We start from the raw sequence: 23141 nt of genomic DNA, 5'->3' as shown, positions 1-23141 counted from the left end.
AATCATCTCTTTTTTTGGCTTTTATGCCTTTAAATTGATTGCAGTCAAATCTTCCTCCAGACCTTTGCTCTTTGAAACAGCTGGAGCTAATAGAGATCCAGCAATACAGATAAAGAAGTTCAGTCCTAACCCCATGACTCCGCCGTGAATTCCATAGATGGTTTTATAGCCTGTAAGCGTAAGCACTCCTGCTAATATAGCGCCTGCAAGCATCCCCCAGAAGACAGCCTTTCCTGATAAGCGCTTCCAATATAAACCCAGTACAAAAGCAGGGAATACCTGAACAAGCAATTCGAATTTCAAGACGAAAATTTCATAAAGCGTTCCCGGAGGGTTCCAGGCAATCCACAGGAGAATGATGATGGCAATGATTCCGCATATTTTCCCAACCATGACCTTCTTATGTTCAGATGCCTTTGGATTGATGAATTTTCCATATACGTCATTTGAAAGCATAGATGAAAAGCTAAGCAGAACGGAGTCGGCTGTAGATATAATGGCAGCTACAATCCCGCCAAAGAAGATGATCATAATCCAGTAATAAAATGGATTAATAGCTGCAATCTCATTGGCCATCAGACCGACGAGCTGTTCAGAACCCGTCTTATCCAGTCCCGGAAAAAGCATAATTCCAATAATGCCCACCATAAATACAAGCCCTGTTGTAATTGGCGGCATCCATGCCATGCGGGCAAATGACTTTTTCAGTGTTTTTTCGCTTTGCGCAGAATATATTCTTTGAACAGCGTGCGGATAAATACTTGCTCCCAGTCCAACAAGCAGGAGCATACTCAGCCAATTGATATTCACTTCCATTGGAGGAACTGCCGTTTTAGCGGGCTCCAGTTCTGCTACATACCTTGTAACATCAGAGAAATTCCCTCCGACAAGATACAAGCCGCCGATGAGGAAGACAATAATTCCAATCATGAGAACAATGCCTTGCATAACATCCGTAAAAGCAACTGCCTTCATACCGCCCATCCACTCATAGGCAAGCATAACAGCTACAAAGACGATAACAGCTATTTGGTATGGGATCGTGCCGCCTGTCATCCCTGATACAGCCTGGCCGATTGCGACAAGCTGTTCTAAAAGATAGTTTCCAAGCCCCCAAAGCATAAGAAAAATGCTAAGCAGTGTGACTGCTTTCGATTTAAAGCGGTGATCGATCCAGTCAGTAGGTGTAACAAAGTTTCTTTTCTTTGCAATGACATATAACCTTGGTGCAAACAGTAAATAGATTCCGATAATGATTGTCATAAATGAAATGGACTGAATCCAGGAGAAACCTGTTCTATATGCTGTTGGTGCATATCCGACAATGGTATTCCCGCTATATTGAGTCGCATATAGGGTGAAAAAGAGTGCGATAAAACCGAGATTCCTTCCGGCAAGGTAGTACCCTGAAAGAGTGTGATGAAGGTTTTTCTCACCTCTGCCCGAAAAGTATCCGATTAACAGCATGATTATGGCAAAGGCTGATAAAATAATGATCCCATCTGTGCCTGCAAATGCTAAATCATTCATGATTTATCCCCCTTTGCTTTTTCGGCTTCTTCCTGGTCCTCCACGATATTCCACTCATTCACACAAAGCCAGCTTAAATATCCGCACATGATAATGGAAAAAACTGCCGAGATAAATGCCCATAACGGAAACCCGAGAATATAGGGCTCTGATGCTGCATCCGGGAAATACCAGGGTACAACGCCAAGTGTTATGATGGCGAGGACTATCCAAATCCATTTTTTTCGAATAGGTTCTTTTATCGTTCTGTTTTCCATATGGCTTCCTCCCTTTTACTGAAATTTACATCTCCAGCTTATAGAAAATCTTATGTGCCGATTCAAAGGAGTCTATTAATTCAGCTGATTGAAGGGTTGCTCCGATTTCGTCCAGCCCTTTTAACAGCTGGTCTTTTCGATAAGAAACGATATCGAATTCGGCCATATATCCGAAAGAGTCTTCAATTCTTTGATTCTCTAAATCTACCCTCAGCTGATAACCAGGTGATTCATTGCTTTTTTGAAATAAAACTTCAATATCCTTTTCAGGCAAGGCAACTGGCAGGATGCCATTTTTAAAACAATTATTATAGAAAATATCAGCGAATGAGGGTGCCAGGATCACTTTAATCCCATATTCACCAAGCGCCCAGGGTGCATGCTCTCTGGATGAACCGCAGCCAAAGTTTTTCCTTGCCAGCAAAATGGGTGCATGCCGGTAGGGCTCTCGATTTAGAATGAAATCTGGTTTTTCCACCCCATTTTCGTATCGCCATTCGTAGAAGAGGAATTCGCCAAATCCAGTCCTTTCAATTCTTTTTAAAAACTGTTTTGGAATGATGGCATCTGTGTCGACATTTGCTGCATCAAGCGGAGCAACTATGCCTGTAAATCCGGTAAGAGACTTCATTGTACACCGACCTCCTTGTTATACTTAACAGGCCACTCCCTTACATCTATAAAACGGCCGGCAATCGCTGCTGCGGCTGCCATTTCAGGACTGACCAAATGGGTTCTCGCATTTCTTCCCTGCCTGCCTTCAAAATTCCTGTTGGAGGTTGATGCACAGCGTTCTTCCGGAAGAACCAAATCCTCATTCATACCGAGGCACATGCTGCATCCTGCTTCTCTCCATTGAAAACCGGCGCTGATAAAAATTTGGTCAAGACCTTCAGCTTCTGCCAGCATTTTTACGAGCTGTGAACCAGGAACTACGAGAGCTTCCACATGTTCAGCAACTTTGTAACCGTTTACGATTTTTGCCGCTTTTCTAAGATCTTCTATTCGGCTGTTTGTACAGGAGCCGATAAACACTTTATTGATACCTATTTCTGTGATAGGTGCTCCTGGCTGAAGGCCCATGTACTTTAATGCTTTTTTAGCTGGTCCTATTTGACTTGCAGGCAAATCTTCCATTAGCGGTATAACTTCTGTAATTCCTGCTACTTGGCCCGGATTTGTCCCCCAGGTAACCTGCGGGATTATTTCAGCTGCATTAAAGTCAGCAGTCAGATCAAATTCGGCATCTTCGTCAGTATAATATTTCTTCCATTCTGCAAGAGCCTCTTCCCACTCCATTCCATCAGGTACTGCTTGTTTCCCTTTCAAATAATTGAAGGTTTTTTCGTCTGGCTGAATCAGTCCTGCCCTTGCTCCCATTTCAATGCTCATATTACATATGGTCATTCGCTCTTCCATTGTTAAATTACGAATCGCTTCACCACGATACTCCACAACAAAACCAGTAGCAAAATCATGGCCATACTTTCCAATGATTGAAAGTATCAGATCTTTGGCAGTAGTTCCTTGCGGCAAAGTGCCGTGTATATTAATCGCTAATGTTTTGGATTTAAATTGCTTTAATGTCTGAGTGGCAAGGACATGTTCTACTTCACTTGTGCCAATGCCAAAGGCAAGTGCCCCGAAAGCTCCATGTGTAGAGGTATGGCTGTCACCGCAGACGATGGTCATCCCGGGCTGTGTTAACCCAAGCTCCGGGGCAATGACGTGTACAATTCCCTGATTTCGGCTATCCAGGTCAAAAAGCTGTATGCCAAACTCCCTGCAGTTTTTTGCCAGAGCGTCAACTTGCTTTTTGGCTACTTGGTCTTTAAAAGGAAGAGAACGGTCGGTTGTTGGAATGCTGTGATCCATGGTAGCCACAGTCAGATCCGGCCTTCTCACTTTGCGATTCTTGATTCTTAAGCCTTCAAATGCCTGTGGTGATGTGACCTCATGTACTAAATGAAGATCAATATACAAAAGGGAAGGCTGATTCTGTACCTCCACGACTGCATGTTTTTCCCAGATTTTCTCATATAAGGTCCGCCCCATTCTGAAGCCCTCCTAAATGATATTATTTTTCTTCAATTCTTCTAATCTCTCTTCATTGAACCCAAGAAGGCCTGTGTATACTGCATGATTATGCTTGCCCATTTCTTCCGGGCCGGCATGCTTCACTTCCCCTGGTGTCCTGCTTAATTTTGGCACAATGCCAGGCATCGGGAATTCTCCCAGCTGCGGATGATCTACTTTAATAATCATGTCACGTTCCTTATAATGAGGATCTTCCAGAATATCTTTAGCCGTATAAATGAGCCCTGATGGAACTCCCTTATCTTCCAGAATTTTAAGCGCTTCTTTAGCGGGGAGAGTCTTTGTCCATTCTTCAATCATGGAGTCAAGAAGCTTCATGTTTTCTCCTCTTGCATGGTGAGTCGCGAACCTTGAGTCATCTGCCAATTCCGGCTGTTCCATGGCCTCGCATAACCTGCGGAATACTCCATCTGCATTGGCTCCTATAACGATGTAAGTTTTGTCCTGTGTGAAGTAAATGTTGGATGGTGCTACACCTGGCAGGATATTGCCCATCCTTTCCCTTATGTATCCGGCTAAGAGATAATCCGGAATAATGCTTTCCATCACGGAGAAAACAGATTCATAGAGAGCCGTATCGACAACCTGTCCCTTTCCGGAGCGCTCCCTCTCGTGTAATGCAACCAGGCAGCCAATTGTAGCAAAAAGTGCAGCTAAAGTATCACCCATTGATACACCAATTCTTGATGGCGGTCTGTCGGGGAAACCGGTTACATTTCTAAGCCCGCCCATTGCTTCACCAACGCTTCCGAATCCTGCACGATGCTTATAAGGTCCAGTCTGGCCATAGCCCGAAGTCCGCACCATGATTAATTTAGGGTTGATTTCGGAAAGTGCTTCATAGGACAAATTCCATTTTTCCATTGTACCTGGGCGGAAATTCTCAATGACAACATCTGCTTCTTTAATAAGCTCCCTTAAAACCTGCTGTCCTTCCTCCTCCCTAAGGTTTAATGAAATCGATTTTTTATTCCGCGATTGAATAGGCCACCAAAGCCCTATCCCATCTTTTGATTTCCCCCAATTTCTCATGGGGTCGGATTTACCCGGAGGCTCGACCTTAATGATTTCCGCACCAAAGTCGCCTAAAAGCCGTCCGGAGAATGGGCCCGCTAGAAGCGTGCCAAGCTCGATGACTCTGATATCTTCCAGTGGAAGCTGTTTTTCTGACATGGATTTCCCTCCTGTAATTTCTTGAATGTGTTGTTAAATTTTAATTTTCTTAATCTTGTATACAAATTTAATTGTTTGTATACAATAAGTCAATGTAAATTTCATAATTTTTCTGAAATTTCATAAGAAACCCTTATGCGATCATGTCCTGTTATAAATATTCAGAATATTTGTTGTAATATTATTACTGTTTGTATACAATACAGTTGAGGTGTTGTTATGGATGCATACGAATTTATTAGAGATGCGATTATTGAAGGGAAATTTGTCCCTGGCATGCGGCTTGCTGAGGAATCATTAGCTAAAGAGATGAATCTTAGCCGCACTCCTATTAGAGAGGCAATTAAACAGCTTGAAGCAGAAGGCCTCGTTATTCCATTAAAGCGCGGTGTCAGCGTAAGGCATTTTACAAAAGATGATATAAGGCAAATCTATGACCTGCGAACTCTTCTGGAAGGGTACGCTGCCAGTCAGGCGGCGATCCACAGGTCAGAAAATGACCTGCTGGAAATGGAAAAAGCCAATATTTTATATGAAGAAGCCATTAGCCGGTATGTGGAATCTGATATGGAAAGCCTGAAAGATATTGTTCAGGTAAACCAGAAGTTTCATGAAACGATAGTGAATGCTTCAAAAAATGAGCATATTCATTTCCACATATCAAAGGTTGTCGTAGTTCCAATCGTGTTCAGGTCCTTCTATTGGTATAACAGCTTTCAGCTTAAACAATCCCTTGAGGTACATAAAACCATTTTGGAAGCTATTAAAAATAGTGAGCCAGAACGAGCCCGCATTGCTATGCATGAGCATATTTATCAAGGCCGTGATCATGTTTTGAAACACCTGGAGCAAATTAAAAATATTCATCTGCTGAAGGAGGAAGTAAAATGATTGAAATTTGTGAAGTTGGTCCGCGTGATGGTTTGCAAAATGAGTCTAAAATTGTTCAAACCGAAACAAAAGTTGAATTGATTACTAGATTAATTGACTCCGGCATCCGCAATATAGAAGCTGTATCTTTTGTCAATCCAAAGGTTGTTCCTCCCATGGCTGATGCAGAGCAAGTTTTGAAATCGCTTCCTAAAAGAAATGGCGTCCGGTTCGGCGGACTGGTTTTAAGCCGCTCTGGTCTTGATCGCGCACTCAAGACCGATGTGGATTTTCTTCATGTAGTTACAACAACAAGTGATTCATTCAATTTACGGAATGTAAAAAGGACTGTTGAGCAGGCTGTTGGTGAGCTCACTTTAGTGATTAAAGAAGGAGCTGCATCAGGAAAAGGTGTGGCTGGGGTACTAGGAACTGCATTCGGCTGCCCTTTTGAAGGTAATGTTCCTTTCGAAAACGTGCTTAAAGTGGCAGAGCGATTTATGGAAGCCGGCTGTTCGGAAATCACCCTGGCTGATACAACGGGTATGGCCAATCCCACTCAGGTCCAAAAAATAGTAGAGTCATTTTTTGATGCCTTTGGAAAGGAACTTTCGCTTGGCCTCCATTTCCATAACACACGCGGTTTGGGACTGGCAAATGTTTTGGCGGGATATCAGGCGGGTGTCCGCCGTTTTGATTCCTCCATCGCCGGACTTGGCGGTTGTCCATTTGCTCCGAAAGCAGTCGGAAATGTTTGTACAGAAGATATGATCAATATGTTCCACGGCATGGGTGTGAATACGGGGACAGACCTTCCTGCTGTACTGGAAACAGCAAAGTGGATGGAAACAGTGATGGAACGGCCGCTGGATGGAATGTTGATGAAGGCTGGAATAGCTTAATTGCGGGAAAAGCCATCTAGGGAGGTGGCTTTTTTTGTGCTGTAGCGGCCGTAAATGGTCGTCGTAAAAATTTATTTGCTGGTTTTACTGATTTGTTTGCTGAATTTTAGATTTGTTTGCTAGTTTGGTGTTTTTATTTGCAAAATTTTTATATTTATTTGCAAGTTTAATGTTTTTATTTTCAAAGTTCACAATTAGTATCAAGGTTTTATATAATACCTATTCTTCTTTTCACCACCTTGCTGAAGATTCATCTGGCCAAGTAATCTTGAGGCAGAAAAAACAGATGCTAAATGGGTAAACCTGCGAAATTCAGCATTTGTAATAGACGGTTTAATCAGATAAAAATAATCCACTACTGCTTGATGATGTGCCGTATCAGAAGTGGTTTTACATACTGGACATCTCCACTGTCCCCAATGGTAAATCATTGGCAGTGAACCACATTTGGGACAATGTACACCAGTAAGTAATGTATCTGGATTTATTTTTAAATATTTCATTATATCAATTTCATGCTCGATATGTTTTTACAAAAGTGTATGACTTATTTTTTTTATTTGTTTTTCATTTAATCTTTCAATAGAATTATATTTTTTAATGGAATTAAGGTTACTTAATAATCGGTGGGCATGCATAACTTTTTTTGAGGTTTGTTTAGAAGGAGATTTGATGATGGTGGAATGACTGCTGATAATGACGGGAAATTCTATGGGGATATCCGGGAAACCATTTGCAGCCAGCCACTTTTTTAATTGCCGGCTTTGGTGTTCAGCCTGGGAAATCGGGTCGTGGAAAGCTTCCTCCTTATCGTTATGGATTCGTATAACCTGGTGGAATTCGGGTTCAAAGATGATGGTTCCGTTCCAGTTTTTCACCTCAAGGATCATGGCGAATGATTTCGTTAGGAGCAAGGTATCTATCTGGAAAAATTGACTTCCATTTGAAAGCCGGAGGCTATGGTAAATCCAACACTCCTTTTCGTCCAAAAAACTCAAATAATAATCCAGCTTTTGTTCCCCTAAATATCCGGCTCTGCGTTTGTTCAATTCAGATACTGCCCTGTCCCTCCCCGGCTCCATTTCAGGCATGCGCCTTAATAATGCTTCAAGTTTTGTTATAAAATCGGATACCTTTCTTTCTTTTTTTATCAAATTAAATCACTCCTCTCCTTTTATCAGTCTTTTGAGTGGTTGAATCCCCTTCAAACTTATAAAAGAGTTCAGGTTTTCACCTGAACTCTTTTTTACTACAGTTTAAATCTGCTGATTAACCCTTTCAAATCCTCTGCCATGCTCGTAAGCTGGTCAGCAGAGAGTGATATTTCCTCCATTGATGCAGCCTGTTCTTCCGTTGAAGCCAGTACACTTTGTGTACCCATGGCAGATTCATTTGCCACATGGGATATCTCGTCCATGGATTGAACCATTTGCTGCGAACCGACAGACATTTGCTGAATGGCTGAAGCGACTTCCTCCATTTGATTCGTCACTGTGCTGACAGACTGCTGGATTTGTTTGAAAGATTCGCCTGCATCCTTCATAACTTCCATTCCTTCGGTTACTTCATGATTAACCGTATCCATTGTCTGGACAACCTGAGTGGTTTCTTCCTGGATTTTTGATATCAGCTGGCTGATTTGCAGGGTGGATTCTGCAGATTTTTCAGCGAGGTTTCTAACCTCGTTTGCTACAACGGCAAAGCCTTTTCCCTGCTCTCCTGCACGGGCCGCTTCAATGGCAGCATTTAATGCCAGAAGATTTGTTTGAGCGGCAATGCCTGTAATTACTTCGATAATCTTTCCGATCTCCTGCGAACGCTGGCCAAGGCCTTTTACCACTTTGGATAAATCCTGCACATTCACATGAATAGAGTTCATTTGGCATCCTGCTGTTGAAATGGATGCAGAACCATGATTTGCTTTTTCCAGTGAATCGTTGATTTGCTCTGTAACCTGTTCTGAGTTTGCCGCAGCCTGTGTCAGGCTTTCGGACATCTGCATGATGACATTGGAGGCAGTTCCGACTCCCTTGACCTGATTATCGGCACCTGCTGCTACTTCTTCAATGACGTCAGCAATGTGGCTTGTTGCCATATTTGTCTGCTGGGCACCTGATGACAGCTGCTGTGCATATTGTGTGACTTCGTTCGAAGCCAAAACCACTTTATTCAGCACTTCCTGCCAGGCAGATGCAGTATGATTCAGAGCTGAAGCAATCGAACCCAGCTGTCCTACTGATTTTTCGTCAAGTCTTGTGGACATATTTCCATCTGCGAGTTCATCGATAAAGGCATTAATTTTGCCGATGGGTGCAATAAACTTTCGGTAGTTCATAAATGCTGATAATATTCCGGCAAGCGAACCGAGAATCACAATAAAAGCAATGGTGATCCAAAACGCACTTCCTTTCAATCCGTTACCAACGCAAACTGCAACGCTTATGATCAATACAGTAGGGATAATGACAATTAAAGTACGGAGCATATAGCTAAGTTGACTCATGAGACGGAACCCCTTTTTCTATCATTTATTATTATAAAAAAACAATTTACAAATTCCTCCTCAAATATCTTCTTTTACCACCTGACAATTTGATTATAGTGGATGAAAGGAAAATATATCAATATATTTCGTAGGATTATTTTTAAAATAATTTAAATAGTTTGTCATCTTTCAGCAAATAGAAATGCCAGCCTTCCAAGAAGCTGGCATTAAAAATCTATTCAGCTGCAGCAGTCCTTCTCTCTTTTTTAGCCATGGACAAAACTGCAGTGCCAAAAGCAATAATAATAAAAACACTCCCTGCTGGTGCATTATATTCTACTGAGGTGGTCTCGATCATGATGCCGCCGATCATGCTGCCAAATGCCATTCCCATGTGAACTGCTGAATTGTTCAATGTTTGCTGGATATCAGAAGTTTCCGGTGTCACTTCAATTAAATAGCTGTGTATGGCTGGTGTGACCGCCCAGCTGAGCATACTCCAAATGACTACGGTGATCAGGAAAACGGGCAGAGAAAAAGCGGCGAACGGCAATGAGAAAAGGGTAATCCCAAACATGGCAAGAAGAGTCAAAATGACAGATTTTGCACCAAAACGGTCAGCCAGGAGACCGCCGATTCCTCCTCCGATGACAGCTGCAATTCCGAAAATCAGGTAAACAATGCTGACCCAGCTGCCGTCAAGCCCCATTTTAATCTTGAGGAATGGAGTAAGATAACCGTAAAAAGTTAAATGGCCAGTCATTAACAGGAACGATGTTATCTGTGTTAGAGCAATTTTGCGGCTTTTCAGGGTTTTTAGCTGGATGCCTATAGGAACAGCGGGCTTTGGAGCAACTTTTCCCATAAAGAAATAAACGCCTGCTATTGATATGACTGTCAGTACAGATATGAGTACAAACGGAGCGCGCCAGCCAAAAACATTTCCAAGCATTAATCCAATGGGCACACCCAGCACAAGGGAGGCACTGATCCCCATAAAGACGATGCCGATGGCACGTGCACGATATTCTTCCGTGACGATGTAGGATGCCATTGTCATACATAATGCGATAAGCAGCGAGCCGCTTGCTGCCGCTAAAACTCTGCCAACTAATAATACACTGTAAAGCGGGCTAAATACGGCAACAATATTACCGGCCAAAAATACAGCCAATGATATCATCATTAAACGGCTGCGTTCCATTTTAACCGTAAGCGTAAGCAGGACGGGCGCGGCAATAGCAAAGGCGAGCGAGAAAACTGTAATTAACAGACCTGCCTGCCCCAAACTGACACCAAGATCTGAAGCTACAAGATCCAGCAGCCCGCCTATAATCAATTCCACCATTCCAACAACAAACGATATGATTGCTAATAAATAGATGCGTTTATCCAAGCTGAACTTCCTCTCTAGTATCAAGCTGTTCTTTAAAATTTTTATAAAATAACATCTTAACATACCAAATAGATTAAGCTCAAAGGATAGAATAATCGAAAAATAATAAATGCTGCTTTGTAAATATATTTTCTTTTTTGGGATAACATAAAAATACCTTACTAAAACAACTTCCATAAATTACATGTTTGAATATAACAATTAAATAGGAATGTAAATAACAAATACTATAAAGGAGTTGATTCATTTGTTGGACAATCAAGCAAAGAAAGAGTGCAGTTTATCCCCTCTAACATCACCTGCTGTTGACGAAATACAGCCTGCCGGTACAACTCCTGCTGACACAAATGCCATAAAAAGCAATGAACCTGAATTTGATCTTTCTGGAACAGTATTAAATGACTATAATTAAATGACAATCCCTGCGGGTCTCCTGCAGGGATTTTTTATGGCAAGTTTGTCCGATTCACAGCATAAGCATGTAGTATTCCTTGTGTTTAACTTGGAAAATAACCAAATGGAGCAGGATTTATGATTTATTTGTTGGTGGTTATTTTCATTATTGTTCTTGTCATGCCTTTTCTTTCCGAGTTCGTAGAAAAAAATCTGGAGATGTTTTTATTTGTAATGGGGCTTTCAGCTGCACTGGCAAGCGGAGTTCTGAATGGCGGACTTTTTGTAAAAGCAGCACAGGAACCTGTAAAAATTACTCTTGCTGTCTTTTTTGCTGGACTGCTGTTTAAATGGTTTCAGGCATATTTGGAAAGAAGCATCCTATCCGTAAGCCGGATTATGCCTTTTCGTTTATTTGCAGCTTTGATTGTCATTTTTCTTGGGTTAATTTCAAGTGTGATTACAGCTATTATCGCTGCGTTAGTTCTTGTATTGGTCGTCAGTGCCCTTCGGCTGGACAGAAGCTCTGAAATCAGGCTGACAGTACTAGCCTGTTTTTCGATTGGACTGGGTGCAGCATTGACGCCGATTGGCGAGCCGCTTTCCACCATTGCAATCAGTAAAATGAAAGAAGACTTCTTCTTTTTGATGGAATTGGTTGGACCGCAAATCACCATTGCCCTGCTATTTTTCGGAATAATGGCCGCACTTGCTGTTAAGCCTCCTGTTTCCGGGAAAGCATCCTTTACTAAAAAACCTGACAGTGAAAACTATGAAGAAATTTTTGTCAGGGCTTTGAAAATATATTTCTTTGTCATGGGCCTGACGATGCTTGGGGCCGGTTTTGAACCGTTAATCAACCACTTTTTAATAGGGTTAAATCCACTTTTATTATATTGGATTAATATGATTTCTGCTGTACTGGACAATGCAACACTTGCAGCTGCAGAAATAAGCCCATCAATGGACCATTTTACGGTTCAATCCATCCTCCTTGGACTGCTGATCAGCGGAGGTATGCTTATTCCAGGGAATATTCCCAATATTATTGCTGCGGGTAAACTGCAGATTACGAGTAAAGAGTGGGCAGTATTCGGTGTTCCTTTTGGGTTAATCACGATGATTGGATATTTTGTGCTGATTTTGGTAACGGGAAATTGAAAGGGGTTTGAGGCCCTTTTCAATTTCCTTTCAATTTTATTAACATAATATTATTAACGTATATCCAATAATATTTTCCCGGTACTCATCCTGCTTTCGATCAGCTTATGAGCTTCTGCTGCTTCTTCCAAAGGAAACCTGTGCCCAATTCTAATGTTCAGTTTCTTTTCTTTTAAGAACTGCATGACTTTTTGTGCTGTTTCCCTGAGTGATTCCGGACGCTTCTTTCTTGTTGTGCCGAGACTGTAGCCTAAAGCCGAACGGCAGCTCTTATGCAGGTCATTCGATTTAATGATTCCGGGTTCACCGCTCGAATTGCCGAATTGGATTAGCCGGCCATAGTCAGCCAGACAACGGAAACTTTTCTGCGTTATGCTTCCGGCAAGGGAATCCAGGATAATATCCGCACCTTTTCCGCCGGTTATTTCAGCTACCTTTTCTATAAAATCATTCTGTTCGTATACAATGACATGATCAGAACCTGCTTCCAAAGCAGCAGGGACTTTCATTTCACTGCCAACAGTTCCAATAACAAGACCTGCTCCTAATATCTTTGCCATTTGGACTGCAGTAGTGCCTACCCCGCCAGCTGCTGAATGAACCAGAACGGTTTCCCCATTTTGGATTCCTCCAATATCTGCAAGCAATTTATAAGATAAAAAAGAAACAGTCAGGGATGCTGCAGCTATATCCAACTCAACTTCCTCCGGCACTGCAAATGTCAGGTTTTCATCGGCTGCAGCGTACTCACCATAAGATCCTTCAGAAGGGAACGCTGTAACGCGATCACCAATATTAAAATTTGTAATTTCACTCCCAATTTCCACTACTACTCCTGCTGCATCAAGACCGGGAATAAACGGGAATAGGCCAGTTCCTCCCTGTCCAATTCTCGCTTTCACATCCGCAAAATTGACGCTTGCTTTTTCCACTTTAATTAATACTTGATCCTGCTTTATTTTTGGAATTTCCATTTCTGTGTAAGTCAATACGTCCGGGTTACCGTATTGTGTTACTGCAATTGCTTTCATTTGATTGGCCTCCATTTAAGTAATCCTTTACCATATTCGATATTTGGGGCGGATAAGCCTCTTTTTGCTATGGATGACAACTCGAATTAAAGCTATAAAAAAGAAGCCGCATAATGCAGCCTCTCATTATATTGACCCACTCATTTTCATACTGGCAGCAATGTTCCTCGCTGTTCTTTCCATATATATTGCTGCCTTCCCCAAAGCTTCCGGTAGAGTTACAACACCTGGGACAATGCTGAATAGAGCATCAATACCGTGTTCATGCACAATATCGCTGTCGTCTGATAAAGAACCTGCAAGACCGATTACCGGTATCCCATGTTTCTTAGCTGCTCTAGCCACACCAATAGGCGTTTTTCCATATATGGTTTGGCTGTCAATTTTTCCTTCTCCAGTAATGACAAGGTCCGCATCCTTTACCTCATTTTCAAAGTCTACGGCATGAAGGACGATTTCAATCCCTTTTTTTAAGTCGGCATTTAAAAGGGCAAGGAGACTTCCGCCTATTCCTCCGGCAGCGCCTGCCCCCTCAATATGGCGGAACGGTTTGCCGAGGGCATTTTCGACCAAATCTGCGAAATGCCCTAAATTCTGATCCAGCAGCTGTACCATTTCTGGTGTCGCTCCTTTTTGAGGGCCAAAGATCGCAGAGGCTCCTTTTGGACCGGTCAATGGGTTATCAACGTCACAGGCGACTTCAATGTGAACATTTCCAAGTCTTGAATCAAGACCTGACATGTCTATTGCTGCCAGCTGCGCAAGCGACCCTCCGCCTTGTCCGATTTCACTGCCGGTTTTGTCAAGAAGTTTACCGCCTAAGGCTTGAATCATCCCTGCTCCTGCATCATTTGTAGCACTTCCGCCAATTCCAATAATAATGTGCTGGACTCCTATGTCCAATGCGGCTGCGATTAACTCTCCTGTTCCCCTGGTTGAAGTGATTAAGGGGTTTCGTTTTTCTGAAGGAACCAAATGCAAGCCTGAAGCAGCTGCCATTTCAATGACTGCTGTCTTTCCATCCCCCATTAATCCAAAGAATGCCATAACTGGTTCCCCGAGCGGTCCTGTAACAGTTCGCCCTATGATCGAGCCTTCCGTTGCATCCACAAGCGATTGAACTGTTCCCTCTCCGCCGTCAGCCATCGGCATTTTTTTATAATCTGCTTCGGGGAAAATACATTTAAAACCTCTTTCAATGGCATTCGCAGCCTCAAGTGCTGATAAACTTTCCTTAAATGAATCAGGGGCAATCACAATTTTCATATTTGATCCTCTCCCTTTCTATTAGCCAAAAAGCTTAAAGACTCCAAATATAAGTGTAGAAATGACTGCAAGAGTTAAACCGATAAGCGATTCATATGGCATCAGCTTCAAGCGTTCTTTAATATCCATATTGACACTTCCTGCCGTTGCGTGGAAAAAGCTTCCGTGCGGCAAATGATCCAGTACGGTTGCTCCGGCATGGATCATGGCAGCGCCTGCAAGCGCTGATACTCCCAATCCTAAAATTGTACTGCCAAACACACCGCTTGCCACTGCAGTGCCTGCAGTTGTGGATGCTGTAGCAGCTGACATAAAAATACCAGAGACAGGGGCCAGCAGATAGGCTGGAAGACCTGATGAGGTTAATCCATTAATGATCACATCTTTTAAGCTTGAGTTTGCTATGATTCCAGCCAGGGTTCCTGTTCCAAGAAGCATAATGGCAACGCCTGACATTTTATTTAAGCCGGAAATAGCATACTCATTGATTTTCCTTGTCTTCTTCATCGCGACGGCCCCGATAATTCCCCCGGCTGGAAGTGCCACCATCGGATCAATATTAATATCAAATAATGGGCGAAGCGCCAATAAAATAATGGTAATCAGCGGCGCAATCATAGCAGTTATAAATAATGGAAGCTTTGTATGGCTGTTCACTTCCAGTTCGCCATCTGAGATAGCTGAACCCTTATTTACAAGTTTCTTTGCTATGAAATACGTAACAGCAAGTCCGAATAAGGCCGGGATGACTCCAGCAGCCATAACTGAAGTAAGCGGAACACCGAATGCGTCAGATGCTGCAATGGCATTTGGATTAGGTGACATGATATTCCCTGCTTTCCCTCCGCCAATCATCGCCAGCAAAATAGCAGTTTTGGAAAGTTTTGCCCGTTTCGCGATAGCTAAGGCAATAGGTGATACGGTAATGACTGCCACATCAACAAATACACCGACCGTTGTCAGGATCATTGTTGCCACAGCTAATGCTAGAAGCGCCCGGGTTTCTCCCAGTTTTTTTACTATTGTTTCAGCAATCGAGGAAGCTGCGCCAGATTCAATCAGGACACCTGCCAATATGCCGGCAGCCAGAATTCTGAGCACCGCCGGTATGATGCCTTTTGCTCCCTCCATCATTAAATTAACAGTGCTTGCAATATCTGCTCCTCCGACTAAGCCGCCTATTAAGGCACCTGCTACCATTCCATAAGCCGGCGGAACTTTTTTCAAGATTAATAATATGGCAATGACTAAGGCTGTTATTGCTCCTAAAGCGCTTACAGTTACATCCACATTTAGCCCTCCCAAGATGATTTAGTTATGAATCTATTGTAAGCGTTTGCCTTTTATATTACATCGTGAATGATGATGAAAAAAACGAATAGATCTCTCTGTTAATTGTGCAATTGCACAATTACTGTAAGTCGTTTACTAATTTTGCCACGTAAAGTTCGAATAGCATCTTCACATTACGGGGATCTTTTCCAGTAAGTTCTGTTATCTTATCCAGTCGGTATCTAAGGGTATTACGGTGGATAAATAGGTGATCCGCTATTTTGCCAAGATCTCCCCCTTCATTTATGAAAACATCAAGCGTATGTGCCAGTTCCCCTTTTTTATCCTGAACAAGGAGCCGGTCATAGAAAGAAAATGTAAGTTCTTCCTTTTGGGCGAGCATGGATAGCATAATTTCCAGCCAGTACGTTTCATAACTGTAATAATCTGCGTCACGATGAATCTTTGGGCCAAGGACAGTCAGCTGCTGCGCATGCCGATAGGAGGAGTTCAAGCCGCTTATGTTCTCCGATCTCTTTCCAATAGCAACTGCCGCTTGCCTCTTTGAAAGGCCGGCAATCCTTTTTAATGCAACGATTTGTTCTGTGGGCTCTCCTGCTTTTAATATGACAATTTCATTATTGAACGTAACCCCTGTTAAATCCTGTTTTCCCAATTCAAAGTGGATGTCATTGATAAGTTTTTGATTCTTGGTTCCGAGGTCTTCGTGCAGCTTGACCACAATCACAGTTCTCGGGATTTTCATGTCATACCCCAGGAAGCCGGCCCTCTCTTCTAACCATGCTTCATTTATTGGTTCTTCAGAAATTAAGAGATTCACTATCTCACTTTGGAGCCGCTGCTTCCATTGTACTCTCTCCAAAAGAAACGATTGCTCCAAAACCAGTTCTGCTGCCATTTTAACAAGCTCTGCGAAATTCCTGATTTGCTCGGGTTCCCCCGTTATACCTACTACACCAATAATTTGATTATGAAAACGGATGGGCAGATTGATTCCAGGCTTGGCCCCTTTAAGCTCTGCGGCACTTCTTTCATCAATCTCCACACTTTCACCTTTTTTAAGGACCAGCAGAGCTCCATCATGAACCTGATTGATCCTTTCCTTTTCACCTGAACCGATAATAACGCCTTCTTCGTTCATAACATTTATGTTTTTGTTCAGGATTTTCATTGTCCGCTCCACTATTCCCTGAGCGAGTTCATAAGATAAAAAATGCACATTCCCCGCCGCCTTCCTGCTTCGTTACTATCAATGTACCATAGTAGATTTGCACAATAAATAAACAAAATAAAAAACCGTGTGCCAGGACACGGCTGAAGGAGTTGATTATTTTAACGAGGACAAATATGCCCATTTACTTTCCCGCTCATCCTCAGACAGGCGATAGCGGTCATCCAGCAATTCGGCTAGTAGCTCATTTTTCTCAGCTGAATGGATAGAAAGTTTTTTAATATATTCACGGCATTTTGCCAGAAATTCTGAATATCCCGTCCAGCTTTCATCAAACTGTTCATCCAGCTGTTTTTTTAGCATTCGCGTCAGCTTGGGGCTTGCGCCATTCGAGGTGACAGCGATTTGCAGCGGTCCGCGCCTTACAGCTGCCGGAAAGATTGCATTTCCTTCTCCTGCTTCATCGACAACACAGACAAGCTGATATAAATCAAGCGACTTCGCCAGCTGCTGGTTGGTTTCACGAATATTTGTGGCCAGAATCGATAAAAAAGCATCTTTAAAATCCTCAGGCTGTGCTTCCCGCTGAATGAGCTCATATCCTCTTTGATGGGCAAGACGAATGATATCGTCAGTAAAATCAGGAGCAATCAAAGTGATATGGGCCTGTTCTCCATCAAGGGTTTTTGCTTTTCGAAAGGCAATTCTGCCGCCGCCTGCAATAACGATCTTCTTGTTAGTTAAATTAATGAATAACGGCTGCATTCACATTCACCTCTCCATTCGCTTTTTCAGCGACTAGATTCTGGATGGCCACATGTTTTCCTAATGTATCAGTTAGGTTCACAGAGAATCCTGCTTTTATTTTCTTATTGACCTCTCTTACTACCTCACTTAGTAAAAGCCCCGAGAATAATAGATAAGGAATTACGATGACCCTCCCGCTGGCCTCATTGCAAATGGAATCAAGTCCAGCCCTGAAGGACGGCGCAGCAGCTGCCAAATAGCAGACTTGCACATTCCTTATACCAAGCCGCCGGCTGATTCCCCCTTTGATTGAGTCAAAGGATTTAAGAATTGAAGGGTCACTGCTTCCTCTTCCCACAATTAAAAGCGAATCAGTTGAAGAGATTGGCTGTGCTTCATTTGCCGCAAGCTCTGCAATTGCGTCAAGAATGCTGTCCTGGACTCCAAACGGATCCGCCATCCTTACAGGTATGGCAGGATACTTTTTTATTAAAGGGGCAACCGCTTCAGGGATATCCTGCTTTATATGACCCGCTGCCAGCAAAAATAGAGGAACAATCACAATTTCTGCTGCTCCCTCATGAACACAGTATTCAAATCCAGTCTCAATGTCTGGCTCTGTTAATTCAAGGAAACAAAGCTTTTGTATAGGAGCGTCTACCTTTTTCATGACACTCCGTATAAAAAGAGTTGCTTCGGCAGCGCCTTTTTTAGAACGTGTGCCATGGCAGATGTATAGGACAGCTTTCATTTGGCGGCTCCTTTCCTTGATGGACTTCCTTCATTCTGCTTAATTGTAATCTAACCATGCACCACAGGCAGATGAGGCGCAATTTCCTCTTCGAACCAGTTAATTTTGTGATGCATTTTTACAACTTCCCCAATGACAATCATGCTTGGATTCGAAATTTTAGCTTCTTTCACTTTGTTCTCAATATTAGCAAGCGTGCCCGTAACTGTCCGCTGTTCTGAAAGAGTTCCCCAGTGTATGAGAGCGATTGGTGTTTGAGTGGATTTTCCATTATGAATGAGATTTTTCACAATATTAGGCAAGTGGGAAACACCCATATACACACAAATCGTGTCAACTGCATGTGCAAGGTGGGCCCACTGGTGTTCGGCTTCTTGGTTTCCGGCTTGATGTCCGGTGACAAAAGCAAAGCTTTTGCTTAAGGTACGGTGTGTTACAGGGATCCCAGCATAAGCAGATGCCGCGATTCCTGCAGTGACTCCAGGCACTATTTCAAATGGCACATCATTATTGGCACACTCCTCTGCCTCTTCCCCGCCCCTGCCGAAAACAAATGGATCGCCGCCTTTTAGCCGGCAAACCTGCAAACCTTTTTTTGCATATTTCACAAGCAAATGATTAATGGTTTCCTGCTTCATGACGTGATGATTGGGAAGCTTGCCGCAATACACCAGCTGTGCTTCTTTTTTTGCATGATTTAACAGTTCCCGGTTCACGAGACGATCATATAGAACGACATCTGCCTCCTGCAGGCAGCGTATTCCTTTAACAGTCATAAGTTCCGGATCTCCCGGGCCGGCACCTACTAAAAAAACTTTTCCCGTCATTCTCATGACCGCCTTTCTGTAATGCCTTTTAATATATGCATTTTAACGCTTTTCCTAAGCTAATAATCTAATTGTTTTCTATAATACCATTTTTCAGGGTGAAATAGTAGGAATTATTTTTTCAGAAAAGGAGTCTCCTATTAAAAAGAGACTCCCGGTTTTTTATAGGATATTCTTTTCACGCAAATGTGTTAATATCTGCCCGACTGCTTCATCTACTGTATACTGGTCAGATCGAACCGTGATTTCTGGGTTTTCTGGTGCTTCATACGGGGAATCGATTCCTGTAAAATCTTTAATTTCCCCGCGCCGGGCTTTGGCATATAATTTCTTTGGATCCCGCCGTTCACATTCTTCGAGCGGACAGTCGATGAAGACTTCAATAAATTCTCCTTCTTCAAACAGCGCCCTAACCGTTTCTCTGTCCGACCGGAATGGAGAGATAAAGGCAGTTGTGACAATCTTCCCGCTGTCCACAAACAGCTTTGCAACTTCCCCAATGCGCCTGATATTTTCATTTCTGTCTGCTTCTGAAAAGCCAAGATCTTTATTTAAGCCGTGTCTGACATTGTCGCCGTCCAGTACATATTCATTGATGCCCTGGCGAAACAGTTCGTGGGATACAGCATTTGCAATGGTTGATTTGCCTGAGCCTGATAGGCCGGTAAACCAAAGGACCACACTTCCATGGCCGTTCTGTGCCCGTCTATCTTCCTTTGTAATTGCAGCGTCATGCCAGGTGATATTTGTTGCCTTTGTCATTATAACCGCCCCTTAAACCGTTTCTTTTTCTCTCATGCCTTCAATTAACACTTCGACTACCTCTTTGCGGCTGAAAGTGGAAGGCGGCAGCTCCCCGTTCCGGAGCATTTCCCTTACCTTTGTGCCGGATAGAATGACGCGGTCTTCTTTGCTGTGAGGGCAAGTTTTATCAGATGCCATGCCTTCGCACTTATTGCAGTAAAAGCTGTGCTCAAAGAACAGCGGTTTGATGCCAAGCTCTTCTTCTGTAAAATGGCTGAAAATATGCTGCGCATCATATGTGCCATAATAATTGCCGACACCTGCATGGTCTCTTCCGACGATGAAGTGTGTGCAGCCGAAGTTTTTCCTTGCAATGGCATGGAAGATTGCTTCACGCGGCCCCGCATATCTCATTGCTGCGGGATAGACAGCCAGCTGTGTACGCTCTTTTGGATAGTAATTTTCCAGAAGAACGCGGTAGCTTTTCAGACGGACATCAGCAGGGATATCATCTGATTTTGTTTCACCCACAAGCGGGTTCAAAAACAGCCCATCCACCGTTTCCAAAGCAGCTTTTTGAATGTATTCGTGTGCCCGGTGTACAGGGTTCCTTGTCTGGAAGCCAACCACTGTTTTCCAGCCTTTTTCTTCAAACAGCGCCCTTGTTTCTTTAGGCTCAAACCATACATCCTCTGCCACGCCTTTACCAGGTTTTTTAATCAGCGTTACCTCGCCGGCAGCATAAACCGGACCGCGTTCAAAAAGCCTTTTCACTCCTGGGTGTGCCAGCTCTTCGGTCTTATAGACTTCGCTAGCTTCCCTGCTTAAATCAGGCTCATACCATTCTGATACAGTGATGACTCCGTACACTTCACCTTCGTTAACCAGCTTAAACTTTTCTCCGGCCGTAAGCTCTCTGGCTTTCTCCTCTGAAACCGGCAATGTAACCGGAATGGACCAAATGGTTCCGTCTGCTAATCTCATTTTTTCAACAACAGATTCATAGTCTGCTTTTCCAAGGAAACCTGTCAGAGGACTGAATAAGCCAACACCTATAAGCTCCAGATCACTCAGTGCTATGGCATCTATTAAAATTTCTTTTTCAATTCCTGTCAGGTCATAATTTGGATTATAGCTTTGAATTAATTTTCCTCCATGAGGTTTCGGCAGAGCCATTTTTCATCAACCTTTCTTTTTCTGATTTACTTTTTTTCAGTTATCGGCCTTGCAGCAGCTGGTGCCTGATTCATTAAGAATTTCACTCCAAATACGGAGATTAGCACACCGGCCATTGCGATCACCGGATATACATTTTGTTCAATGAGCAGCTGGATGAGCGTATAGGATAGGACCATTGATAATACTGGCGAAACAACCCATACGACTAATAGCTGAACAACGATGTCCTTCTTGAAAACTGATCGTCCCTGCTTTACAAATCCGATTCCGATGATGGAGGAAGTGGTGATTTGCGTTAAAGGGACAGGTATTCCAAAAACGGAAGCGATTGTAACAATTCCTGCTCCTGTTCCTGAAATGACACAGCCTTCTTCAAGACGGATTTTTGTAATCTTTTTGCCATTCGTTTCAAGGACATTTTTCCCCAGTAGAATGGCTCCTAAAGCGACAAACAGCCCGCCCCAGAAGATTCCGCTGCCTGTGCTCATAATGCCTGCACCAACTAGCGGACCGACTGCATTTGCAACATTATTCATCCCTGCAGAGAATGCTTCAAACACGCCCATAAAAATGACGAGTATGGCTAAAATCGGAGCAGCCTTAGGCTTTTTTATCAGGTTCTGTATAAAGTTTCTCTTTAAAAAAGCGGCTGCCGCTATGGCAATTAAAAAGGCGGCAAATGGAGTAATCAGCCAGAACATGACGATCCAGATAAGCTTACCGGCAAATACGGATTGGTAGACGATTCCGGCACCGACAACAGAACCGACGGTTACCTCACTGGTAGACAGCGGAATGCCGAAAACATTTGCCAGAAACAGCGATAATGCGGCAGATGTAATCACAATCAGCGCGATGGCAACTGTAAAGGTCTCTTTCGGAACAATACCGCTTCCCATTGTTTTTACCACTTCTCCTCCGCCAAGCCATGCTCCGAAGAAAACGGCCAATCCGCAAAGAACAAGAGCTAATATGCGGTTTTTTAGGACACCGGAACCATACGCGATCCCCATGGATGCTGCTGCTCCGCTTGCCCCGATATTCATGGCGAAAAATAAACCGACTGTGACCGCTATAATCGTAAGCATGGTATCATCCTCCCTCTAGCTGGTGTGAAGGCCACATTCCGTTTTGCCAATCCCAGACCATCGTCCGGCACGGGAATCGCCATTTTCATCGACTGCCTGTGTACAGGGAAAACAGCCGATGCTTGGATATCCATTGTCATGCAGGGTGTTGTATGGCAGGTCTTTCTCCCTGATATAGGCCCAAACTTCATCCCATGTCCAGTGAATCAGCGGGCAGATTTTGATATTCTTGAACTTTTCATCCCTGTTAAGGAATTGAGTATTCACTCTTGTCGGCGATTGCTCCCGCCGAAGGCCAGAAATCCAGGCCTGCTTTGGTGTTAATGCTTCTCTTAATGGAATCACTTTGCGGATCTGGCAGCATGAATTGGGCTCCCTTTTCCAAAGTGCCGAACCATATTCTGCAGCCTGCTGGTCCAGTGTCAGCTTCGGCTCTTTCCGTTCAATCCGAAGCGAAGGGAAACGAGCCTCGATTTTATCAATCACTTCATAGGTTTCAAGGAAGTGAAGCCCGGTGTCCAAAAAGACAATATGCGCATCAGGTTTGATTTCCTGGATTAAGTCAATCAGCACAATGGCTTCCGCCCCGAAACTCGATGCATAGACAATCTTGTCGTCAGGGTAATTTGTATAGGCCCATTCCAATACATCGCGGGCGCCTTTTAATTTATCATCAAATGGGAATGCATCAGAGATCTGATTCCAATTTTCATATGTCACTGCAGTGCTCATCTTGCAGTACTCCTTTCACTTTCTTCAAAATTTTTTCTCAACCAAAAA

At 43.2% G+C, this 23141-nt stretch carries 24 protein-coding genes; 4 read left to right on the top strand and 20 right to left on the bottom strand.

The window, feature by feature from the left end; translation table 11 throughout:
• Positions 1-21 precede the first annotated feature (21 nt).
• Genes DFO72_RS05490 through DFO72_RS05470 form a run of 5 tightly spaced genes read right to left on the bottom strand, consistent with a single transcriptional unit; the run spans position 22 to position 5057 of the window.
• A complete protein-coding gene (locus tag DFO72_RS05490) occupies positions 22-1530 on the bottom strand; it encodes a sodium:solute symporter family protein (protein ID WP_113881034.1) in 1509 nt (502 codons plus the stop codon).
• Entirely contained in the window at positions 1527-1787 is a 261-nt protein-coding gene (locus DFO72_RS05485) for a hypothetical protein (protein WP_113881035.1), read from the bottom strand. Before DFO72_RS05485 ends, DFO72_RS05490 begins: the two co-directional genes overlap by 4 nt.
• A gap of 25 nt (positions 1788-1812) precedes the next feature.
• Positions 1813-2418, bottom strand: coding sequence for a 3-isopropylmalate dehydratase small subunit (gene leuD / locus DFO72_RS05480; protein WP_113881036.1), 606 nt, complete (start codon positions 2416-2418; stop codon positions 1813-1815).
• A complete protein-coding gene (gene leuC, locus DFO72_RS05475) occupies positions 2415-3842 on the bottom strand; it encodes a 3-isopropylmalate dehydratase large subunit (RefSeq protein ID WP_113881037.1) in 1428 nt (475 codons plus the stop codon). Before leuC ends, leuD begins: the two co-directional genes overlap by 4 nt.
• Before the next feature lie 12 nt (positions 3843-3854).
• The gene (locus tag DFO72_RS05470) at positions 3855-5057 is read right to left on the bottom strand and encodes a CaiB/BaiF CoA transferase family protein (protein ID WP_113881038.1); all 1203 of its coding nucleotides are present in this window, start codon (positions 5055-5057) and stop codon (positions 3855-3857) included.
• Positions 5058-5276: 219 nt separating this feature from the next.
• Between DFO72_RS05470 and DFO72_RS05465 the strand changes: the two genes are divergently transcribed.
• Both DFO72_RS05465 and DFO72_RS05460 read left to right on the top strand, forming a co-directional pair.
• A complete protein-coding gene (locus DFO72_RS05465; protein ID WP_113881039.1) occupies positions 5277-5948 on the top strand; it encodes a GntR family transcriptional regulator in 672 nt (223 codons plus the stop codon).
• A complete protein-coding gene (locus DFO72_RS05460; RefSeq protein WP_113881040.1) occupies positions 5945-6829 on the top strand; it encodes a hydroxymethylglutaryl-CoA lyase in 885 nt (294 codons plus the stop codon). Before DFO72_RS05465 ends, DFO72_RS05460 begins: the two co-directional genes overlap by 4 nt.
• Before the next feature lie 200 nt (positions 6830-7029).
• On the opposite strand, the gene DFO72_RS05455 is transcribed toward DFO72_RS05460, so the two are convergent.
• The 4 genes from DFO72_RS05455 to DFO72_RS05440 form a co-directional block, all read right to left on the bottom strand.
• Complete coding sequence (locus DFO72_RS05455; protein WP_243856069.1) at positions 7030-7332, bottom strand: hypothetical protein; 303 nt, start codon at positions 7330-7332, stop codon at positions 7030-7032.
• Between the two features lie 27 nt (positions 7333-7359).
• Positions 7360-7983, bottom strand: coding sequence for a nuclease-related domain-containing protein (locus DFO72_RS05450; protein WP_113881042.1), 624 nt, complete (start codon positions 7981-7983; stop codon positions 7360-7362).
• Between the two features lie 95 nt (positions 7984-8078).
• The gene (locus tag DFO72_RS05445) at positions 8079-9332 is read right to left on the bottom strand and encodes a methyl-accepting chemotaxis protein (protein ID WP_113881043.1); all 1254 of its coding nucleotides are present in this window, start codon (positions 9330-9332) and stop codon (positions 8079-8081) included.
• A gap of 217 nt (positions 9333-9549) precedes the next feature.
• Positions 9550-10710, bottom strand: coding sequence for an MFS transporter (locus DFO72_RS05440; protein WP_113881044.1), 1161 nt, complete (start codon positions 10708-10710; stop codon positions 9550-9552).
• 247 nt (positions 10711-10957) lie between these two features.
• Here DFO72_RS05440 and DFO72_RS29300 point away from each other — a divergent pair, with 247 nt between their 5' ends.
• Together DFO72_RS29300 and DFO72_RS05435 are read left to right on the top strand one after the other, a co-directional pair.
• Positions 10958-11122, top strand: coding sequence for a hypothetical protein (locus DFO72_RS29300; RefSeq protein ID WP_166672423.1), 165 nt, complete (start codon positions 10958-10960; stop codon positions 11120-11122).
• Between the two features lie 119 nt (positions 11123-11241).
• Positions 11242-12264 carry a DUF1646 family protein gene (locus DFO72_RS05435; RefSeq protein WP_113881045.1) on the top strand — a complete coding sequence of 341 codons (1023 nt, stop codon included), beginning with the start codon at positions 11242-11244 and terminating at the stop codon, positions 12262-12264.
• 53 nt (positions 12265-12317) lie between these two features.
• Here the strand turns inward: DFO72_RS05435 and DFO72_RS05430 are convergent, their stop codons facing one another.
• The 11 genes from DFO72_RS05430 to DFO72_RS05380 all read right to left on the bottom strand — a co-directional run bounded on the left by DFO72_RS05430 (position 12318) and on the right by DFO72_RS05380 (position 23093).
• Positions 12318-13295, bottom strand: coding sequence for a quinone oxidoreductase family protein (locus DFO72_RS05430; protein WP_113881046.1), 978 nt, complete (start codon positions 13293-13295; stop codon positions 12318-12320).
• 126 nt (positions 13296-13421) lie between these two features.
• The gene (locus tag DFO72_RS05425; RefSeq protein ID WP_113881047.1) at positions 13422-14561 is read right to left on the bottom strand and encodes a glycerate kinase; all 1140 of its coding nucleotides are present in this window, start codon (positions 14559-14561) and stop codon (positions 13422-13424) included.
• 21 nt (positions 14562-14582) lie between these two features.
• On the bottom strand, positions 14583-15851 hold the full coding sequence (locus DFO72_RS05420; RefSeq protein ID WP_113881048.1) for a GntP family permease: 1269 nt from the start codon (positions 15849-15851) through the stop codon (positions 14583-14585).
• Positions 15852-15972: 121 nt separating this feature from the next.
• On the bottom strand, positions 15973-17073 hold the full coding sequence (locus DFO72_RS05415; protein ID WP_113881049.1) for a CdaR family transcriptional regulator: 1101 nt from the start codon (positions 17071-17073) through the stop codon (positions 15973-15975).
• Positions 17074-17181: 108 nt separating this feature from the next.
• The gene (locus tag DFO72_RS05410) at positions 17182-17790 is read right to left on the bottom strand and encodes a precorrin-2 dehydrogenase/sirohydrochlorin ferrochelatase family protein (RefSeq protein WP_113881050.1); all 609 of its coding nucleotides are present in this window, start codon (positions 17788-17790) and stop codon (positions 17182-17184) included.
• Positions 17771-18544, bottom strand: a complete 774-nt coding sequence (locus DFO72_RS05405) for a sirohydrochlorin chelatase (RefSeq protein WP_258549803.1) — start codon at positions 18542-18544, stop codon at positions 17771-17773. The genes DFO72_RS05410 and DFO72_RS05405 overlap by 20 nt, the downstream gene beginning before the upstream one ends.
• 29 nt (positions 18545-18573) lie before the next feature.
• Positions 18574-19350, bottom strand: a complete 777-nt coding sequence (gene cobA, locus DFO72_RS05400; protein WP_113881052.1) for a uroporphyrinogen-III C-methyltransferase — start codon at positions 19348-19350, stop codon at positions 18574-18576.
• Between the two features lie 162 nt (positions 19351-19512).
• Entirely contained in the window at positions 19513-20112 is a 600-nt protein-coding gene (gene cysC / locus DFO72_RS05395) for an adenylyl-sulfate kinase (RefSeq protein ID WP_113881053.1), read from the bottom strand.
• Between the two features lie 12 nt (positions 20113-20124).
• Complete coding sequence (gene sat / locus DFO72_RS05390; RefSeq protein ID WP_113881054.1) at positions 20125-21270, bottom strand: sulfate adenylyltransferase; 1146 nt, start codon at positions 21268-21270, stop codon at positions 20125-20127.
• 26 nt (positions 21271-21296) lie between these two features.
• Entirely contained in the window at positions 21297-22361 is a 1065-nt protein-coding gene (locus tag DFO72_RS05385; RefSeq protein WP_113881055.1) for an inorganic phosphate transporter, read from the bottom strand.
• 15 nt (positions 22362-22376) lie between these two features.
• Positions 22377-23093 carry a phosphoadenylyl-sulfate reductase gene (locus DFO72_RS05380; RefSeq protein ID WP_113881056.1) on the bottom strand — a complete coding sequence of 239 codons (717 nt, stop codon included), beginning with the start codon at positions 23091-23093 and terminating at the stop codon, positions 22377-22379.
• Between the last annotated feature and the right edge of the window lie 48 nt (positions 23094-23141).

This window comes from Cytobacillus oceanisediminis, assembly GCF_004366035.1.
Classification (GTDB): Bacteria; Bacillota; Bacilli; order Bacillales; family Cytobacillaceae; genus Cytobacillus; species Cytobacillus oceanisediminis_C.
This window is presented reverse-complemented; position numbering and strand designations above follow the sequence as displayed.

What these genes read in the sequence shown, in the direction of transcription:
- DFO72_RS05490 (WP_113881034.1), bottom strand. Translation starts at nt 1,530, where the DNA reads ATGAATGATTTAGCATTTGCAGGCACAGATGGGATCATTATTTTATCA.
- DFO72_RS05485 (WP_113881035.1), bottom strand. Translation starts at nt 1,787, where the DNA reads ATGGAAAACAGAACGATAAAAGAACCTATTCGAAAAAAATGGATTTGG.
- leuD (WP_113881036.1), bottom strand. Translation starts at nt 2,418, where the DNA reads ATGAAGTCTCTTACCGGATTTACAGGCATAGTTGCTCCGCTTGATGCA.
- leuC (WP_113881037.1), bottom strand. Translation starts at nt 3,842, where the DNA reads ATGGGGCGGACCTTATATGAGAAAATCTGGGAAAAACATGCAGTCGTG.
- DFO72_RS05470 (WP_113881038.1), bottom strand. Translation starts at nt 5,057, where the DNA reads ATGTCAGAAAAACAGCTTCCACTGGAAGATATCAGAGTCATCGAGCTT.
- DFO72_RS05465 (WP_113881039.1), top strand. Translation starts at nt 5,277, where the DNA reads ATGGATGCATACGAATTTATTAGAGATGCGATTATTGAAGGGAAATTT.
- DFO72_RS05460 (WP_113881040.1), top strand. Translation starts at nt 5,945, where the DNA reads ATGATTGAAATTTGTGAAGTTGGTCCGCGTGATGGTTTGCAAAATGAG.
- DFO72_RS05455 (WP_243856069.1), bottom strand. Translation starts at nt 7,332, where the DNA reads ATGAAATATTTAAAAATAAATCCAGATACATTACTTACTGGTGTACAT.
- DFO72_RS05445 (WP_113881043.1), bottom strand. Translation starts at nt 9,332, where the DNA reads ATGAGTCAACTTAGCTATATGCTCCGTACTTTAATTGTCATTATCCCT.
- DFO72_RS05435 (WP_113881045.1), top strand. Translation starts at nt 11,242, where the DNA reads ATGATTTATTTGTTGGTGGTTATTTTCATTATTGTTCTTGTCATGCCT.
- DFO72_RS05430 (WP_113881046.1), bottom strand. Translation starts at nt 13,295, where the DNA reads ATGAAAGCAATTGCAGTAACACAATACGGTAACCCGGACGTATTGACT.
- DFO72_RS05425 (WP_113881047.1), bottom strand. Translation starts at nt 14,561, where the DNA reads ATGAAAATTGTGATTGCCCCTGATTCATTTAAGGAAAGTTTATCAGCA.
- DFO72_RS05410 (WP_113881050.1), bottom strand. Translation starts at nt 17,790, where the DNA reads ATGCAGCCGTTATTCATTAATTTAACTAACAAGAAGATCGTTATTGCA.
- cobA (WP_113881052.1), bottom strand. Translation starts at nt 19,350, where the DNA reads ATGACGGGAAAAGTTTTTTTAGTAGGTGCCGGCCCGGGAGATCCGGAA.
- cysC (WP_113881053.1), bottom strand. Translation starts at nt 20,112, where the DNA reads ATGACAAAGGCAACAAATATCACCTGGCATGACGCTGCAATTACAAAG.
- sat (WP_113881054.1), bottom strand. Translation starts at nt 21,270, where the DNA reads ATGGCTCTGCCGAAACCTCATGGAGGAAAATTAATTCAAAGCTATAAT.
- DFO72_RS05385 (WP_113881055.1), bottom strand. Translation starts at nt 22,361, where the DNA reads ATGCTTACGATTATAGCGGTCACAGTCGGTTTATTTTTCGCCATGAAT.
- DFO72_RS05380 (WP_113881056.1), bottom strand. Translation starts at nt 23,093, where the DNA reads ATGAGCACTGCAGTGACATATGAAAATTGGAATCAGATCTCTGATGCA.